We start from the raw sequence: 14,605 nt of genomic DNA, 5'->3' as shown, positions 1-14,605 counted from the left end.
CTCCTACTGCCCCAGCCGGTCCAGGAGGGCCGGCACATGCACCTGGTCGGATTTGTAGTTGCCGGTCAGCACATGCATCACCAGGTTGACGCCGAAGCGGAACGCCAGCTCCCGCTGCCGCTCGCCGGCATAGCCGCGCCCGACCGGCAGGAGCGGGCGGCCGTTCTCATCCACCGCCCAGGCCGCGGCCCAGTCGTTGCCGCCGATCACCACCGGCGTCACCCCGTCATTGAGATTGCGGAACGGGATGCCCTCGGCCTGCTCGGCATCCGGCGGCGCCGCTTCGACCCAGACCGGGCCGCGGCCATGGCGGCCGGGGAAATCCTGCAGCAGATAGAAGGCGCGGGTCAGCACATGGTCCTCCGGCACCACCTCCAGCGGCGGAATGTCCAGGGGCAGCGCGATCTGCTGCAGCCGCCGCGCCGCCGGGCTGGTGGCGCCCGAGGCAGCCAGATCCGCGTCGCGGGTGTCAAACAGGATCATCCCGCCTGCCCGCAGATAGGTATTGAGCTTCGCGTAAGCCTCGGAGGAGGGCAGCGGCTGGTCGCGGGTGACTGGCCAGTAGAGCAGGGGGTAGAAGGCCAGCTCATCGCGCTCAAGGTCCACCGCGGCCGGGTTGGCCGGCTCCACCGAGGTGCGGAAGAACAGCGTGTCCGACAGTCCGCGCAGGCCCGCCTCGGCAACCCGGTCGACCTGCGGATCGCCGGTCAGCACATGCGCCAGCACCAGTTCGGCCGCCAGTTCGGCCGCCCTGAAATCCTCCGGCGCCGGCACGTCCTGCGCCTGCAGGTGCTGCGGCGCCGCCAGCGCAGCCAGCCCGAGCGCCGCCGCCAGGGCGGCGGTCCGGGCGCGGCCCAGCAGGCCGGAGACCAGCAGCGTGCCCAGCACGTCCAGCGCCAGCAGCAGCAGCGCCAGCGTCAGCAGCGACCCGCCCAGCGGCAGTTCCTGCGGCGCGTCATAACTGCTGACCTCCACCGAGGCCGGCCAGCGCGCCGCCCGCAGCTCATCGCCGGGGCGCAGCACGTTGCGCGCCAGCATCCGCCGCCCGCCGTCATAGACACCGGGCCGCAGGTCCGGCCCGGCGGGCGCCGCCACCAGATCCGGGCCCGGCACGCCGGGCAGCGTTCCGGCAGCCTCGAGGCGGCCGAAACCGTCCAGCACCTCGACCGGTGTCCAGGTGGTGCCCTCCAGGTCCGCGGCATCCGGCTGCGCGGCAGAGGACGACACCGCCAGCCGCTCCAGCATCGACACGAACAGCCCGGACAGCGGCAGGCTGCTCCATTCCGCATTGGCGGTCACGTGAAACAGCACCACCTGGCCCTGGCCCAGCGTCTTTCGCGTCACCAGAGGAGTGCCGTCCGCCAGTTCCGCAATCACCCGCTGCGACAGTTCCGGATCGGGCTGCGCCACCACCTGCGAGCTGATCGAGACCTCCGCCGGCACCTCCAGCCCGTAGAACGGCGAACCCTCGGCAAAGGGCGCCAGCGTCTTCGGCTCGCCCCAGCTCATCGCGCCGCCGATGCTGCGGCCGCCAATGCGCAGGCGCACCGGCATCAGCGGCTCCTCGCCCGCGCGCGCGGTGTCGCTGGCGGCGAGCCGCGGCCCGGCGAAACGCAGCAGCAGGCCGCCGTTCTCGACCCACTCAATCACCGCCTCTTCCTGCGCGGGGGCCAGCCGCGCCACATCGGCCAGCACGATCACATCGGGATTCGCCGGCAGAAGATCCCCCAGCGCGCCCTCCAGCAGCTCCGCCGACGGCGCCAGGGCCTGGCGCAGGTAATGCAGCGGCGACAGCAGCGCGAGGCCTTCATCGGCGCTTTCGGAAGACACCAGCGCGACCTCGCGGCGGCGCAGGGAATCATCGGTCAGCGCCACCGCGCCGGCCGATTTCACGCCGCGGATCTCAAACCGCGACAGCCGCGCGCGCAGCTCCGCGGGCAGCGACAGCTCCGCCGAGGCGGTGAGGGCGCTATCGCCGAACCGCACCGGCAGCGAGGCCAGGCTGCGCTCGGTGCCGCCCGGATCCTTGCCCTGCGCCACCACAGAGACCTCCTGTGCCGGCCCGGCGAGGCTGCGCTGCACCGTCAGTTCGATTGCGCTGCCGGTATAGCTTGCAGGCATCAGACCCAGCACCGCCGCGGGCTGTTCATAGACCTCAATCTCACCGCGCCGCCCCAGCGCCCCGATCAGCTCTTCGCGGCCGGGAAATTCCAGCCCGTCGCTGAACCAGACGGTGTCAAAGCGGCCTTCGGCGCCGCCGATCGCCGCCAGCGCCTGTTCCAGCTGATCCGGCCCCGGCTGCCAGGGCAGCGGCGCGAGCCCGGCCAATTGCCGCTGCCAGTCGCTGGCGGCGCGGAACTGCAAGACTTCCGGGGCGCTGAGGCGCAGCACAGCCACCGGGCGCCCGGCCCGGCCGGCTTCCTCCAATTGCACTCCGGCCTGGGCGCTGGTCTGTTTCCAGCCCGCGGCGCCGCCCCAGCCGGCGTCCATCACGATCAGCAGCGGGCCGCTGCCGCCGCCCTCCTCGGTGGAAGGGTTCAGCACCGGCCCGGACAGCCCGATGATTGCCGCCGCCACCGCCATGAGCCGCAGCAGCAATAGCCACCAGGGCGTGCGGTCCGACAGGCTTTCGTCATCCTTCAGGCCCAGCAGCAGCGTCACCGCCGGGAACGGCTGGCGTTTCGGCGCAGGCGGGATCGCCCGCAGCAGCAGCCACAGCACCGGCAGGGCCAGCAAGCCCAGCAAAAGCCAGGGCGCGGTGAAGCCGATGCCTGCAATCATCGTCATGGCGCGGTTCTTTCCAAAGCATGATAGAGCCACATCAGCGCTGCCTGCGCCGCATCGCCCGTGTGATGCCGGCCGAACCGCCAGCCGGCCACGCGGCACAGCCGCTCAAGAGCCGCGCGGCGCTCCGCCAGCCGGTCCAGATAGCGTTCCTGCAGGGCTGAGGCCTTCAGTGTTTCATGTGTGACACCGCCCGCGATGCTTTCAAACAGGGTGCGGCCGGCAAAGGGAAAGGTTTCCTCGGCCGGGTCCAGCACCTGCAGCAGCACGCCCCGGACGCCGCGCGCGGCGGCCTTGGACAGCGCTTGCTCCACAGGCTCGAAGGGCCCCAGAAAATCCGAAATGAACAGCGCCCGGGCATGCGGGATCAGCGCCCGGTGCCCGGGCGGGGCGTAATCTTCGGCATCGTCCGCTGACAGCGCCTCCGCCAGCCGCAGGATCTGCACGCTGCCGCGCCGCGGCGGCAGGCTGCCGCCAGTGAGGCCCACCCGTTCGCCGCCCTGTACCATCAGCACCGCGGCAGCCAGGCCCAGAAGCCGCGCGCGCTCTGCTTTCTGCGGCAGCTTGGGGGAGGAGGCAAAGCGCATCGAGGCGCCGGCATCGACCCACAGATGCACGGTTTGGGCGATCTGCCATTCCCGCTCGCGCACATATTGCACATCGCCCATGGCCGAGCGCCGGTGGTCGATCATCCGGCGGCTGTCGCCGGCCTGAGCCGGGCGGTACTGCCAGAAATCATCGCCCGCGCCGGCCCGTCGGCGGCCGTGTTCGCCCATCAGGACGGACCCCGCCAGATGCCGCGCCTGCACCAGCAGGGGCGGCAGGGTGCTGGCCTCGGCCTCTGCCCGGTGCCGCAGTCCAACCGCAGCCTGAGAGGCGGCAGGCCTGGTCACGCGGCGGCCCCGGTCCGGGCCAGATCCGCTGCGGTTTCCTCGATCAGCGCCGTCAGGCTCTCACCGCGGGCCCGCGCGGCGAAGTTCAGCTGCATCCGGTGGCTCAGCACCGGCTTCGCCATGTCCAGAACGTCCTCCGCGCTGGGTGCCAGCCGCCCCTGCAGCAGGGCGCGGGCGCGGACCGCCAGCATCAGCGCCTGCGCCGCCCGCGGGCCCGGCCCCCAGGCCACGGTCTGCGCCACGTGATCGGACACCCCGGGTTCCTCGGGGCGGAAGGCCCGCACCAGATCCAGGATCATCTCCACCACCGACTCGCCCACGGGCATCCGCCGCAACAGGGTCTGGGCTTCGATCAGCTCACCGGCGGTGAACACCTGATAGGCTTGCGTCTCCCCGGCCCCGGTGGTGGCCAGCAGGATGTCCCGCTCGGTCTTGCGGTCGGGGTAATTCACGTCGATCTGCAAGAGGAACCGGTCCAGCTGCGCCTCCGGCAGCGGATAGGTGCCTTCCTGCTCGATCGGGTTCTGGGTCGCCAGCACATGGAACGGCGCGCCCAGGGCGCGGTCCTCGCCCGCCACCGTCACCATCCGCTCCTGCATCGCCTGCAGCAGCGCCGACTGGGTCCTGGGGCTCGCGCGGTTGATCTCATCCGCCATCAGCAACTGGCAGAACACCGGCCCCGGCACGAACCGGAACGACCGGTGCCCGTCGGCGGCGGTGTCCAGCACCTCGGAGCCCAGGATGTCGGCCGGCATCAGGTCGGGCGTGAACTGAATGCGGTTGCCGTCCAGCCCCATCACCGTGCTCAGCGTCTCCACCAGCCGGGTCTTGCCGAGGCCGGGCAGGCCGATCAGCAGCCCGTGGCCGCCGCACAGCAGCACCGAGAGGGTGAGGTCCACCACCCGCTCCTGTCCGATAAAGCGCTTGGTGATCGATGCGCGCGCCTCCTGCAGCTTGGCTTCCAGCGCTTCGATGCCGGCCAGCAGATCGTCCGTTTCAGGCATGACATTCCTCGTTTCCCGGATATATGCTGTTACTCTATCGTGCTGACTGGAAATGGCAAAAGCAATGAGCGGACAAAAACCTGTGACCCCCGATGCCGAAGGCATTGCCGCCGCGGCAAAAGCGGCCGGCAAAGGCAAGGGATTGCCGCCCGTCCACCTGTGGAACCCGCCGTTCTGCGGCGATCTGGACATCCGCATCGCCCGCGACGGCAGCTGGCATTACCTCGGCACGCCGTTCACCCGCTTCGAGCTGGTCAAGCTGTTCGCGTCGATCCTCAAGCTGGAGGAAGGCAAATACTACCTGGTGACCCCGGTCGAGAAAGTCGGCATCACCGTCGAGGACGCGCCCTTTGTGGCGGTGGATTTCGACGCGGCCGGGCAGGGGCGCGATCAGGTCATCACCTTCACCACCAATATCGGCGACACCGCCGCGGCGGGGCCGGATCACCCGATCCGGGTGGAGCGCGACGCGGGGACCGGCGAGCCGTCGCCCTATGTCATGATCCGTGCCGGGCTGGAGGCGCTGATCGACCGCAAGAGCTTCTACCGGCTGGCGGAGCTGGGAGAGCACCACGGCGGCTGGTTCGGCGTCTGGTCCGGCGGCCACTTCTTCCCGCTGATCCCCTCGGCAGAGCTGGACGGGGCGTAGGCTTTTGCACCTGCGCCACCCGGCCGGTAGCCGGGCAGCGCCCTTCCGCGGCCTCTGCAGCATTGCGCGCAGTCAGCGAATTCCAGCCCGCCTCTGGTTAATGAAAGTTTAATAGGAAAATTCTGCTCTTTTGACGCCTTGGCTGCTCCGCGGAGCGGGGTTAGACCAACGGTCAACAAGGAGAATCCTATGCCCCGCTTCGCGGCCAATATCTCGCTGCTGTTTGCCGAGCTGCCCTATCTCGACCGGTTCCAGGCCGCTGCCGCGGCGGGGTTCGAGGCGGTGGAGATCCTCTATCCCTATGAACTGGCCGCCAAGGAAACCCAGCGGGCGCTGCTCGCCAACGGGCTGCAGCTCCTGCTGATCAATGCGCCGCCGCCCAATTACACCGGCGGCATGCCCGGCTATGCGGCGGTGCCGGAAGGCACCGACCGCTTCCAGCGCGACATCCGCCGGGTGCTGCGCTACGCCGAGGCGCTGAAGGCGGGCAAGATCCACGTGATGGCCGGCTACGCCAAGGGCGAGGCGGCCCGGCAGACCTTCATCGAGAATCTGCAATGGGCCGCCGACCGCGCGCCGGAGCAGCAGTTCACCATCGAACCGCTGAACAGCGGCGACCAGCCCGGCTATTTTCTGGATGACTACAACCTTGCGGTCGAGGTGCTGGACGCGGTGGACCGCCCCAACGTCGGCCTGCAGTATGACGCCTACCACGCGCAGATGATCCACGGCGACGCACTCAAGGTGTGGGAGACCTTCGGCTCCCGCGCCGTGCATGTACAGATCGGCGCCGCCCCGGGCCGCTGCGAGCCGGGCACCGGGCCGGTGGACTTCCAGAAGCTTTTCGAAGCAATCGACGCCAGCGGCTACACCGGCTGGGTCAGCGCCGAATACACCCCTTCGACCCGGCGCACCGAGGACAGCCTGGGCTGGCTGGGCTGAGGCGGCGCTGAGCGCCCCGGCGTCGCCATCGGCCTCTGCTTGCAGGCCAGCCTGCGCAAACCGCATTCCGCAGACCATTGTGCGTCCGCGCAGTTTTGTTCTGTGCGCTTGCGCAGTTTTCTTCGGCCGCGCCATCCTGCATACCGTCTTCGCGTCTGCCGCGCTGAGGACGGGGGCCTGCCGTCAGGATGCTGCCGTCCGCCAGGCGGTCCTGTTACCGGCCCCGTCACGATACCGGCCCTGCCAGAAGGAAACCGCCATGCTGCCCGCCCGTTTTGCCCCGGTTCTGTTCGCTCTGCTGCTGTCGGGGATGATGTCCTGCATCGTCTCGGGGATTGCCACCCTGCGGGTGACCGGCCTGGAGGGATTCGCGGCGGCCTGGATGGCGGCCTGGAGCGTCAGCTGGCCGGTGGCCTTTCCCGCGGTGCTGGTGGTCGCGCCGGTGGCCCGGCGGCTGGTGGCGCGGCTGGTGCGCCAGCCGTCTGAGGGGTAACAGCGAAGGGGAGGGTTGCTCCCGCCCGCTGCAGGCGGCGTCGAAGATGCCGCAGCCGCGGTTGGGCCGGGCGCCGCTGTCGCGGCGCAGTTGCCGCACGCGGCAGCGTCAGTTCAGGCAGAGGAACAGGTCGTAATTCGTTCCGGCCGCGCCATCCTTGCGGGTGGAGGCATGTTCGGCTTGTTTCCCATGTCCCTTCCGGCAGATCCGGTCCGCTTCCTGGGTTGCCGCTTTCAGCGCCCAGTGCCGCGGGTGGTGCTGCGGGGTCGCGATAGTCACGCTGTCGCCGTTATACTCAGTGACCGAAGGCCTGATGTGATGCGCGCAGCCGCCAGCGGTGGCGAGAAGGCTGGCAAAAATGATCTTTTTCATTGTCTTGCACCGGAACGATTGGGTGAAAATGCACGGGTGAAATTCCGGCCCGGCCGGCAGCGCCGGCAGACCGGGCACAGACTTCCCCGCCGGCCCGCCGGAAGTCAATGCACCTTGGCCGAAGCGGGCAGTTGATTGCCTTTCGCCCTGTTGCAGCGCCGGCTGCACCCGGCGCTGCCGGTGCCGAGACTGGCGGTCCCCTTGACCCGGATCAGCAGCGCTGCGCCGCGCCAGCGGCGCCGGGCCCAACGGGATGAGACCGGCAGGTCGAAGCCTGGCGGGAGCGCTCCCCCGCCGCGGCGGACTGTTATTTTGGCTTAATGCGCTTCGGCCCAGTTCCGGCCGCGGCCTGCGTCCACCACCAGCTTCACGTCCAGATGCACCGCCGGATCGGCGGCGTTCTCCATCACCTGGCGGGCGGCTGCGATGGTCTCCTCCACCGCCGCTTCCGGCACTTCGAACAGGAGTTCGTCGTGCACCTGCAAGAGCATCCGCGCGGGCAGATGGGCGATGGCCTCAGGCATCCGGATCATTGCCCTGCGGATCACGTCCGCCGCGGTGCCCTGGATCGGCGCGTTGATCGCCGCGCGTTTAGCAAAGCCCGCCTTCGGCCCCTTGGCGTTGATCTCCGCGGTGTGGATCTTGCGCCCGAACAGGGTTTGCACATAGCCATGCTCCTTGGCGAATTCCACCGTCGAGTCCATGTATTTGCGGATGCCCGGGAAACGCTCGAAATAGCGGTCGATGAAGCCCTGCGCGTCCTTGCGCGGAATGCGCAGGTTGCGCGCCAGGCCGAACCCGGAAATGCCGTAGATCACACCGAAGTTGATCGCCTTGGCCTGGCGGCGGATTTCCGGCGTCATCTCCTCCAGCGGCACCTCGAACATCTCCGAGGCGGTCATGGCGTGGATGTCCTGCCCGTCGGCAAAGGCCTGTTTCAGCGTGTCGATTCCGGCCATGTGGGCGAGGATGCGCAGCTCGATCTGGCTGTAGTCGAGCGACAAGAGCACATTGCCCTCTTCTGCCACAAACGCCTCGCGGATGCGGCGGCCTTCCTCGGTGCGGACCGGAATGTTCTGCAGGTTCGGATCGGTTGAGGCCATGCGGCCGGTGCTGGCGCCGGTCTGCGCATAAGACGTATGCACCCGCCCGGTCTCGGGGTTGATGTGGTCCTGCAGCGCGTCCGTGTAGGTCGATTTCAGCTTCGAGAGCTGCCGCCAGTCCAGCACCCGGGCGGGCAGGTCGTGCTCGGTCGCCAGGTCCTCCAGGATATCCGCGCCGGTGGCATAGGCGCCGGTCTTGCCTTTCTTGCCGCCGGGCAGCGCCATCTTGTCGAACAGGATCTCGCCCAGCTGCTTGGGGGAGCCGACGTTGAAACTCTCGCCTGCCAGCTCATGGATCTCCGCCTCCAAAGCGGCCATCTTCTGGGCGAATGCATTGGACATGCGGCTGAGCGTGTCGCGGTCCACTTTGATGCCGTTGCGCTCCATGTCTGCCAGCACCGGCACCAGCGGCCGTTCCAGCGTTTCATAAACCGTGGTCACCCGCTCCTGATGCAGCTGCGGCTTGAACAGCTGCCACAGGCGCAGGGTGATGTCGGCGTCCTCCGCCGCGTATGGCACGGCGTCGTCAATGGCGACCTTGTCAAAGGTGATCGCTGATTTGCCGCTGCCCAGCAAAGGCTTGATCGGGATCGGCGTGTGGTCGAGATAGCGTTCGGACAGCGTGTCCATGCCATGGCCGTGCAGGCCTGCATGCAGCGCGTAGGACATCAGCATGGTGTCGTCGACCGGCGCCACCTCCACCCCGTAGCGGTGCAGGATCTTGGCGTCGTATTTCATGTTCTGGCCGATCTTCAGGATCGCCGGGTCTTCCAGAACAGGCTTCAGCATCGCCACCGCTTCCTCCAGCGGCATCTGCCCCTCTGACAGCCCCTCGCCGCCGAACAGGTCATCGCCCCCGGCCTTGTGCGCCAAGGGGATATAGCAGGCCTCGCCCGCCTCGACGCAGAGCGAGATGCCGACCAGATCCACCACCATTTCGTCGAGGCCGGTGGTCTCGGTATCCACCGCCACCCAGCCGCGCTGGCGGATGCGGTCCACCCATGTCTGCAGCCCGGCAGCGTCGCGGACGCATTCGTAGTTTTCCTTGTCAAAGGGCACCGCTTCCGGCGCCGCACTGGACGCTGCCGCTGCGGCGGGGGCCTCCGGGATGGCCGGCGCCTCCATGCCCAGCTGATCGGCCATGCGCTTGGACAGGGTGCGGAACTCCATTTCGCTCAGGAAGGTCAGCAGCGTCTCCGCATCCGGCTCCTTCACCTCCAGATCATCCAGAGTGAAATCCAGCGTCATGTTGCAGTCGAGCTGCACCAGCTTCTTAGACAGCTCGATCTGCTCCCGCTTCTCGATCAGCGTCTGCCGCCGCTTGGGCTGCTTGATCTCTTCGGCCCGGTCCAGCAGCTCCTCCAGCGAGCCGAACTCGTTGATCAGCAGCGCCGCGGTCTTGATGCCGATCCCCGGTGCGCCCGGCACGTTGTCGACGCTGTCGCCGGCCAGCGCCTGCACATCCACCACCCGGTCCGGGCCGACGCCGAATTTCTCCACCACGCCGTCGCTGTCGATGCGCTTGTTCTTCATCGCGTCCAGCATTTCGACGCCGCCGCCGACCAGCTGCATCAGGTCCTTGTCCGAGGAGATGATGGTGACCCGGCCCCCGGCCTCGCGCGCCTGGCAGGCCAGGGTCGCGATGATGTCGTCGGCCTCGAAGCCTTCAATCTCCTTGCAGGCGATGTTGAAGGCGCGGGTCGCCTCGCGGGTCAGCGGGAACTGCGGCACCAGATCCTCGGGCGCGGGCGGGCGGTTGGCCTTGTAGAGATCGTACATCTCGTTGCGGAAGGACTTGCCGGAGTAGTCGAAGATCACCGCCACATGGGTCGGCGCATCCGGGCCCTTGTTGTCCTCAACCTGCTTGAACAGCATGTTGCAGAACCCCGCCACCGCACCGATCGGCAGCCCGTCGGACTTGCGGGTCAAGGGCGGCAGCGCGTGATAGGCGCGGAAGATGAAGGCCGAGCCGTCGATCAGATGCAGATGGCAGCCCTTGCCGAATTGTGTCCCGCTCATAGCCTGTCTCGCCCCCGTTTTTGAGATCCGTTCGTGTTCTGTTTCCCGGTTATCGGTGATCCGGCAGGGAAGGGCAATTGGAGTTATCAACCGAAACAAAGGCCAAAGTGTGCGCGACAGCAAAGCTGGACGCGCAACTCGGCTATAGGTAGACGGTTTTCATGCAGGACTCCTCTGTGACAGCCGATTACGAAGTGGAACCGTTGGGCCAAAGCAATGGCGTTTGCAGCTGTTGCGGTAGCGAAACCCGTTTGGTTTGGGGATTTGTCCTTTCCCCGGCAGGCACGGTCGCCAGCTACCAGGTGCATTGGACTGCTGGGGCCGGGCTTGGTTGCCACCCGGCCAACTATGACTTTGTCATCGGGCCTTGGGGGGAAGGGGCGTCACCTGCTGACCGCATTGCCGTCTCTCTGATGCATTTTGAAAACGAGGACGGCCCGGGGGTCATGGTCATTGACGCTGGCGGGCGCCCGCCGGCCGGAAGTGGGCTGGCAGCCAGTGCACTTGATCGTGAAAGTGTCATTGGAACAGAGTTAGCCTCTACCGCATTCGCAATCTTTGATACGGTGTTTCTGCAGGACACACGGCTTTACAAGTAGCTGCCCGGTTGGGTGCCGGCGTTTCGCATGTTTGCGGGCAGAATCAAAACACCCCCATCGCCAGACCAGCCCCCAGGGCCAGCCCCAGCTCGCGGCAGGCCTCCAGCTCGTTCTCCGGGATAACCTTCTCCGCCAGAATGGCCTCCGGCGTCTGCGCATGGGTGCATATAATCAGCGGCTTCTGCACCTCTTTCAGGCGCCAGCCGGTGGCAATCCGCGCGCATTGGCGGGCGGCGTTCTCGCCGTCCGATCCGGCGCAGACCATCTGCGCATAGGGCCGCCCGTTGAGGCGCCCCAGAACCGGGTAATAACAGCGGTCGAAGAATTCCTTCATCTGGCCGGACAGCGCCGCCAGATTCTCTGGCGCGCAGAAGATATAGCCGTCCGCCGCCAGCAGATCCTCCGGGCCGGCGTCTTCGGCGCGTTTCAGGACGGTTTCAATTTCACCCCGCGCAGCCTCGGCCGCAGCCTCCGCCATCATGCGGCTGCCGCCGGTGCGGCTGTGATAGACGATCAGAAGCTTTGACATATCCGCTGCCCGCCCTTGCTCTTCGTCTCGGACACTGCCGGGCGCTGGCAAATTTCTTCAAGGGAACCAAGTTGGAAAGTTCGGATTTCCCGGGCCCCGGACCAGCCCTGGCGGCCTCACGCCCGCCGGATCACTCCGCCGCCTTGGCGGCCTCTTCCTGCGCGTCCGCAAGGACAAACTTGCAGTCGCAATAGGGGCATTCGACCCAGCCCTGATCTTCGGGAATATGCAGGTAAACCCGCGGATGCCCGAGGGCGCCTTCGCCGCCGTCACAGGCGACGCGGGTTGTGGTGACGATGCGCGTTTCGGGCGGGGCGATGGTCATGTCTGGCTGTGTCTCACTGGCTTTGCGCACCGCATTGGCACGCGTTTTGCCGAACCATAGCGGCGGCGCCGCAGACGGGCAAGGGGCCGCAGCGCTGCTTGACCGGGTGCGAAACCGCGCCATTTCGTTGCCAGAAGCACCGTCTGGTCAAGGAGATGCGAATGGAATCCGAAGACAGCGGCCTCGAGGAGATCGACGCCGACACCGGCAATTTCTTCGAGAAGCTGGATTCCTGGGTCGACGGCTTCTTCTCGCTCCTGCCCAACATCGGCATCGTCATCGTGCTGCTGCTGGTCTTCTGGTTCGCGGCGGGCGCCGTCGGGCGGCTGCTGTGCCGCATGGGCCACCGGCGCGGCCGCCCCAGCCTGGGCGAGGTTGGCGGCGCGCTGGTGCGCTGGGCCATCATCATCGTCGGCGTGATGCTGGCGATCACCGTCGTGGCGCCCTCGGTCACGCCGGGCGATCTGTTCGCCGGGCTGGGGATCTCCTCGGTGGCGATCGGCTTTGCCTTCAAGGACATCCTGCAGAACATGCTGGCGGGGATCCTGATCCTGCTGCGCCAGCCGTTCGAGGTCGGCGACCAGATCGTCTCCGGCGGCTACGAGGGCACGGTGGAGCGGATCGAGACCCGCGCCACCATGATCAAGACCTACGACGGCCGCCGCGTGGTGATCCCCAATGCCGACATTTACACCGACGCGGTTATCGTCAACACCGCCTTTGACAAGCGCCGCTCGCAATACGGGGTGCAGATCGGCTGCTCGGATGATTTCGACACCGCCTGCAAGATCATGGAAGAGACCTGCGCCGGCGTCGAAGGGGTGCTGGACGATCCTGCCCCCGAGGCGCTGCCCTGGTCGATGGATGCCGACGGCAATACGGTGCGGCTGCGCTGGTGGACCAAGTCGGTGCGTACCGAGGTCAGCCACACCTATGCCCGGGTGATCAAGGAAGTCTACAACGCGCTCGACAAGGCCGGCATCGACATGCCCTATCCCACCCGGGTGCTGTTGTTCCACGACCAGACCGAGGAAACCGACGGCATCCGCGGCAAGCAGCGCGAAGGCTGGCCGCGCGCACCTGAAGGCGAGCCGCCCGAAGCCGCCCGCATCGAAACCGCGCTGCGCCGCAGCCGTGCGGAGGATGACGGCCAGGGCCGGGACGGCCGGAGCGGCGATGGCCGGCAGGGCGAGGGCAGCGCTGGCTGATTTCCCGGTTTCCGCCGCTGCCGATGCAGGGTATCCCGTTTTCCGTCAGCGGCCGCGAGCCGCAGCGGTTTGTCACGGGAGCGATGGGAATGAACACGGCGGCGATTGAAATCCGGGGTTTGCGCAAGGTCTATGCGGCCCAGAAGAACAGCGCTGCCAAGGAGGCGCTGAAGGGCGTCGACCTCTCGGTGCCCCGCGGCTCTGTCTTCGGCCTCTTGGGGCCGAACGGCGCGGGCAAGTCGACGATGATCAACATCCTGGCAGGGCTGGTGCGCAAGACCTCCGGCGCGGTGTCGATCTGGGGCTTCGACCAGGACGAAAACCCGCGCCAAAGCCGTGCTGCCATCGGCGTGATGCCGCAGGAGTTGAACCTGGATCCCTTCTTCACCCCGCGCGGCGCGCTGGAGGTGCAGGCGGGGCTCTACGGCGTGCCCAAGCACGAGCGCCACAGCGACGAGATCCTGCGGATGATCGGGCTGCAGGACAAGGCGGAGGCCTATGCCCGCACCCTGAGCGGCGGCATGCGGCGGCGCCTGCTGCTGGGCAAGGCGCTGGTCCACCGCCCGAGCGTCCTGGTGCTGGACGAGCCGACGGCGGGCGTCGACATCGAGCTGCGCCAGATGCTGTGGGAGAACATCCGCAAATTGAATGCCCAGGGCATGACCATCATCCTTACCACCCACTACCTGGAGGAGGCCGAGGAGATGTGCGACGAGATTGCCATCATCAACCAGGGCCAGGTGGTCGCGCGCGACAGCAAATCCAGCCTCTTGGGGCGGCTCGACGCCAAGGCGATGGTGGTGCAGCCCGCCGCCCCGGTGACGGCGCTGCCGCAGGGGGAGGGGATCGAGGCCGCCCTGCGCGACGACGGCGCCGTGGTGCTGCGCTACCGCAGCCAGGTGACCAGCGCCGAGGAGGTGCTGGCCGCGGTGCATGCGGCGGGGATCAGCATCCGCGACGTGAAGACTGAGGAAGCGGATCTGGAAGACGTGTTCCTGTCGCTGACGAAATCCGCCTGAAGGCCCGGCCTGGCAGGGGAGGCGCGGCGCTCTGTATTCTGAGAGGCCAGGCGGAGCCATCCGCTTTCTCGTGAAGCTCCGCTCACCTGCGGTCAATCCGCGCCTGATAGCAGTTGTTGCGGGCGGAACGGATGTGGATGTAGCTGACCCGCTGATCCGCAAAGATCGCTTCGGCCTGCGCCATCATCTGCGCCTGCGGGGTCACGATGCCGGTGCCATAGACGATCCGGTGATTGGCGCTGTAGCCCTTGATCAGGTAATCGGGAGAGCCTTCCAGAGCCTCCGGCAGAGCTTCGCCGTCATGCCGCGCGCAATGATCCGCGCACAGGAAGATCGGCCCGGTCTCGGCATAGGGCTGCGCCTGCGGAAAGGGGCGGTGGGCGAGGATCAGCATGCCTGCGCCCTTGGGAATGTATCTCAGGCAGTGGCGGCAGGGATTGCCGCCGCCATCCGACACCGTGCGCTCCGGCCGCTGGCCGTGGGCATCCGGCCCGCCATTCTGCAGGGCGCGGACAATCTCTGTGGGCAGGGGGGTGATTTTCAGCATCGCGTGTCTCCTTGTTGCTGTCCCGATCCTGCCGGAAGCGGCGGTCCCGGATCGACCCGGATCCTGCGCATCCCGCAGAAAGGCGGGGGCGCTCCCGCCAGCCCTGCGGGCATTGAAAA

At 67.5% G+C, this 14,605-nt stretch carries 14 protein-coding genes; 6 read left to right on the top strand and 8 right to left on the bottom strand.

Translation table 11 applies throughout. The features are described from left to right. Positions 1-3: 3 nt before the first annotated feature. From KUV26_RS18435 to KUV26_RS18425, 3 genes are read right to left on the bottom strand one after another with little or no spacing between them, the layout of a single operon-like run. Positions 4-2,787, bottom strand: coding sequence for a DUF4159 domain-containing protein (locus KUV26_RS18435; RefSeq protein ID WP_222509466.1), 2,784 nt, complete (start codon positions 2,785-2,787; stop codon positions 4-6). After that, positions 2,784-3,677, bottom strand: coding sequence for a DUF58 domain-containing protein (locus tag KUV26_RS18430; protein WP_222509465.1), 894 nt, complete (start codon positions 3,675-3,677; stop codon positions 2,784-2,786). Before KUV26_RS18430 ends, KUV26_RS18435 begins: the two co-directional genes overlap by 4 nt. Further along, a complete protein-coding gene (locus KUV26_RS18425) occupies positions 3,674-4,681 on the bottom strand; it encodes an AAA family ATPase (protein ID WP_222504699.1) in 1,008 nt (335 codons plus the stop codon). The genes KUV26_RS18430 and KUV26_RS18425 overlap by 4 nt, the downstream gene beginning before the upstream one ends. Before the next feature lie 64 nt (positions 4,682-4,745). On the opposite strand from KUV26_RS18425, the gene KUV26_RS18420 reads away from it, so the two are divergent. The 3 genes from KUV26_RS18420 (at position 4,746) to KUV26_RS18410 (ending at position 6,765) form a co-directional block, all read left to right on the top strand. Beyond that, a complete protein-coding gene (locus tag KUV26_RS18420) occupies positions 4,746-5,330 on the top strand; it encodes a DUF1285 domain-containing protein (RefSeq protein ID WP_222509464.1) in 585 nt (194 codons plus the stop codon). A 189-nt stretch (positions 5,331-5,519) separates the two neighbouring features. Further along, on the top strand, positions 5,520-6,272 hold the full coding sequence (locus KUV26_RS18415; protein WP_222504697.1) for a hydroxypyruvate isomerase family protein: 753 nt from the start codon (positions 5,520-5,522) through the stop codon (positions 6,270-6,272). A gap of 259 nt (positions 6,273-6,531) precedes the next feature. Continuing rightward, positions 6,532-6,765, top strand: a complete 234-nt coding sequence (locus KUV26_RS18410) for a DUF2798 domain-containing protein (protein ID WP_222509463.1) — start codon at positions 6,532-6,534, stop codon at positions 6,763-6,765. A gap of 108 nt (positions 6,766-6,873) precedes the next feature. Here KUV26_RS18410 and KUV26_RS18405 read toward each other — a convergent pair whose 3' ends face one another. Together KUV26_RS18405 and polA are read right to left on the bottom strand one after the other, a co-directional pair. Then, on the bottom strand, positions 6,874-7,137 hold the full coding sequence (locus tag KUV26_RS18405) for a hypothetical protein (protein WP_222509462.1): 264 nt from the start codon (positions 7,135-7,137) through the stop codon (positions 6,874-6,876). Positions 7,138-7,454: 317 nt separating this feature from the next. Beyond that, complete coding sequence (polA, locus tag KUV26_RS18400) at positions 7,455-10,259, bottom strand: DNA polymerase I (protein ID WP_222509461.1); 2,805 nt, start codon at positions 10,257-10,259, stop codon at positions 7,455-7,457. A gap of 161 nt (positions 10,260-10,420) precedes the next feature. Here polA and KUV26_RS18395 point away from each other — a divergent pair, with 161 nt between their 5' ends. After that, the gene (locus KUV26_RS18395; protein WP_222509460.1) at positions 10,421-10,858 is read left to right on the top strand and encodes a hypothetical protein; all 438 of its coding nucleotides are present in this window, start codon (positions 10,421-10,423) and stop codon (positions 10,856-10,858) included. Between the two features lie 43 nt (positions 10,859-10,901). Here the strand turns inward: KUV26_RS18395 and KUV26_RS18390 are convergent, their stop codons facing one another. Together KUV26_RS18390 and KUV26_RS18385 are read right to left on the bottom strand one after the other, a co-directional pair. After that, a complete protein-coding gene (locus KUV26_RS18390; protein WP_222509459.1) occupies positions 10,902-11,387 on the bottom strand; it encodes a flavodoxin family protein in 486 nt (161 codons plus the stop codon). A 130-nt stretch (positions 11,388-11,517) separates the two neighbouring features. Next, the gene (locus KUV26_RS18385) at positions 11,518-11,712 is read right to left on the bottom strand and encodes a zinc-finger domain-containing protein (RefSeq protein WP_222504691.1); all 195 of its coding nucleotides are present in this window, start codon (positions 11,710-11,712) and stop codon (positions 11,518-11,520) included. A 161-nt stretch (positions 11,713-11,873) separates the two neighbouring features. Here KUV26_RS18385 and KUV26_RS18380 point away from each other — a divergent pair, with 161 nt between their 5' ends. Next, positions 11,874-12,920, top strand: coding sequence for a mechanosensitive ion channel family protein (locus KUV26_RS18380; protein ID WP_222509458.1), 1,047 nt, complete (start codon positions 11,874-11,876; stop codon positions 12,918-12,920). A gap of 89 nt (positions 12,921-13,009) precedes the next feature. After that, on the top strand, positions 13,010-13,939 hold the full coding sequence (locus KUV26_RS18375; protein ID WP_222509503.1) for an ABC transporter ATP-binding protein: 930 nt from the start codon (positions 13,010-13,012) through the stop codon (positions 13,937-13,939). A gap of 82 nt (positions 13,940-14,021) precedes the next feature. On the opposite strand, the gene KUV26_RS18370 is transcribed toward KUV26_RS18375, so the two are convergent. Next, the gene (locus KUV26_RS18370) at positions 14,022-14,486 is read right to left on the bottom strand and encodes a DUF1203 domain-containing protein (protein WP_222509457.1); all 465 of its coding nucleotides are present in this window, start codon (positions 14,484-14,486) and stop codon (positions 14,022-14,024) included. Between the last annotated feature and the right edge of the window lie 119 nt (positions 14,487-14,605).

The sequence above is a fragment of the Leisingera daeponensis genome (assembly GCF_019801465.1).
In the GTDB taxonomy this organism is placed as follows: Bacteria; Pseudomonadota; Alphaproteobacteria; order Rhodobacterales; family Rhodobacteraceae; genus Leisingera; species Leisingera daeponensis_A.
Note: the sequence above shows the minus strand (reverse complement) of the source record. Positions and strands in the feature narration are given on the sequence as shown.

Excerpts from the sequence above, each read along its gene's own strand:
- KUV26_RS18375 (WP_222509503.1), top strand. The coding sequence starts at position 13,010 with ATGAACACGGCGGCGATTGAAATCCGGGGTTTGCGCAAGGTCTATGCG.
- KUV26_RS18390 (WP_222509459.1), bottom strand. The coding sequence starts at position 11,387 with ATGTCAAAGCTTCTGATCGTCTATCACAGCCGCACCGGCGGCAGCCGC.
- KUV26_RS18370 (WP_222509457.1), bottom strand. The coding sequence starts at position 14,486 with ATGCTGAAAATCACCCCCCTGCCCACAGAGATTGTCCGCGCCCTGCAG.
- KUV26_RS18420 (WP_222509464.1), top strand. The coding sequence starts at position 4,746 with ATGAGCGGACAAAAACCTGTGACCCCCGATGCCGAAGGCATTGCCGCC.
- KUV26_RS18415 (WP_222504697.1), top strand. The coding sequence starts at position 5,520 with ATGCCCCGCTTCGCGGCCAATATCTCGCTGCTGTTTGCCGAGCTGCCC.
- KUV26_RS18410 (WP_222509463.1), top strand. The coding sequence starts at position 6,532 with ATGCTGCCCGCCCGTTTTGCCCCGGTTCTGTTCGCTCTGCTGCTGTCG.
- KUV26_RS18380 (WP_222509458.1), top strand. The coding sequence starts at position 11,874 with ATGGAATCCGAAGACAGCGGCCTCGAGGAGATCGACGCCGACACCGGC.
- polA (WP_222509461.1), bottom strand. The coding sequence starts at position 10,259 with ATGAGCGGGACACAATTCGGCAAGGGCTGCCATCTGCATCTGATCGAC.
- KUV26_RS18405 (WP_222509462.1), bottom strand. The coding sequence starts at position 7,137 with ATGAAAAAGATCATTTTTGCCAGCCTTCTCGCCACCGCTGGCGGCTGC.
- KUV26_RS18425 (WP_222504699.1), bottom strand. The coding sequence starts at position 4,681 with ATGCCTGAAACGGACGATCTGCTGGCCGGCATCGAAGCGCTGGAAGCC.
- KUV26_RS18385 (WP_222504691.1), bottom strand. The coding sequence starts at position 11,712 with ATGACCATCGCCCCGCCCGAAACGCGCATCGTCACCACAACCCGCGTC.
- KUV26_RS18435 (WP_222509466.1), bottom strand. The coding sequence starts at position 2,787 with ATGACGATGATTGCAGGCATCGGCTTCACCGCGCCCTGGCTTTTGCTG.
- KUV26_RS18395 (WP_222509460.1), top strand. The coding sequence starts at position 10,421 with ATGCAGGACTCCTCTGTGACAGCCGATTACGAAGTGGAACCGTTGGGC.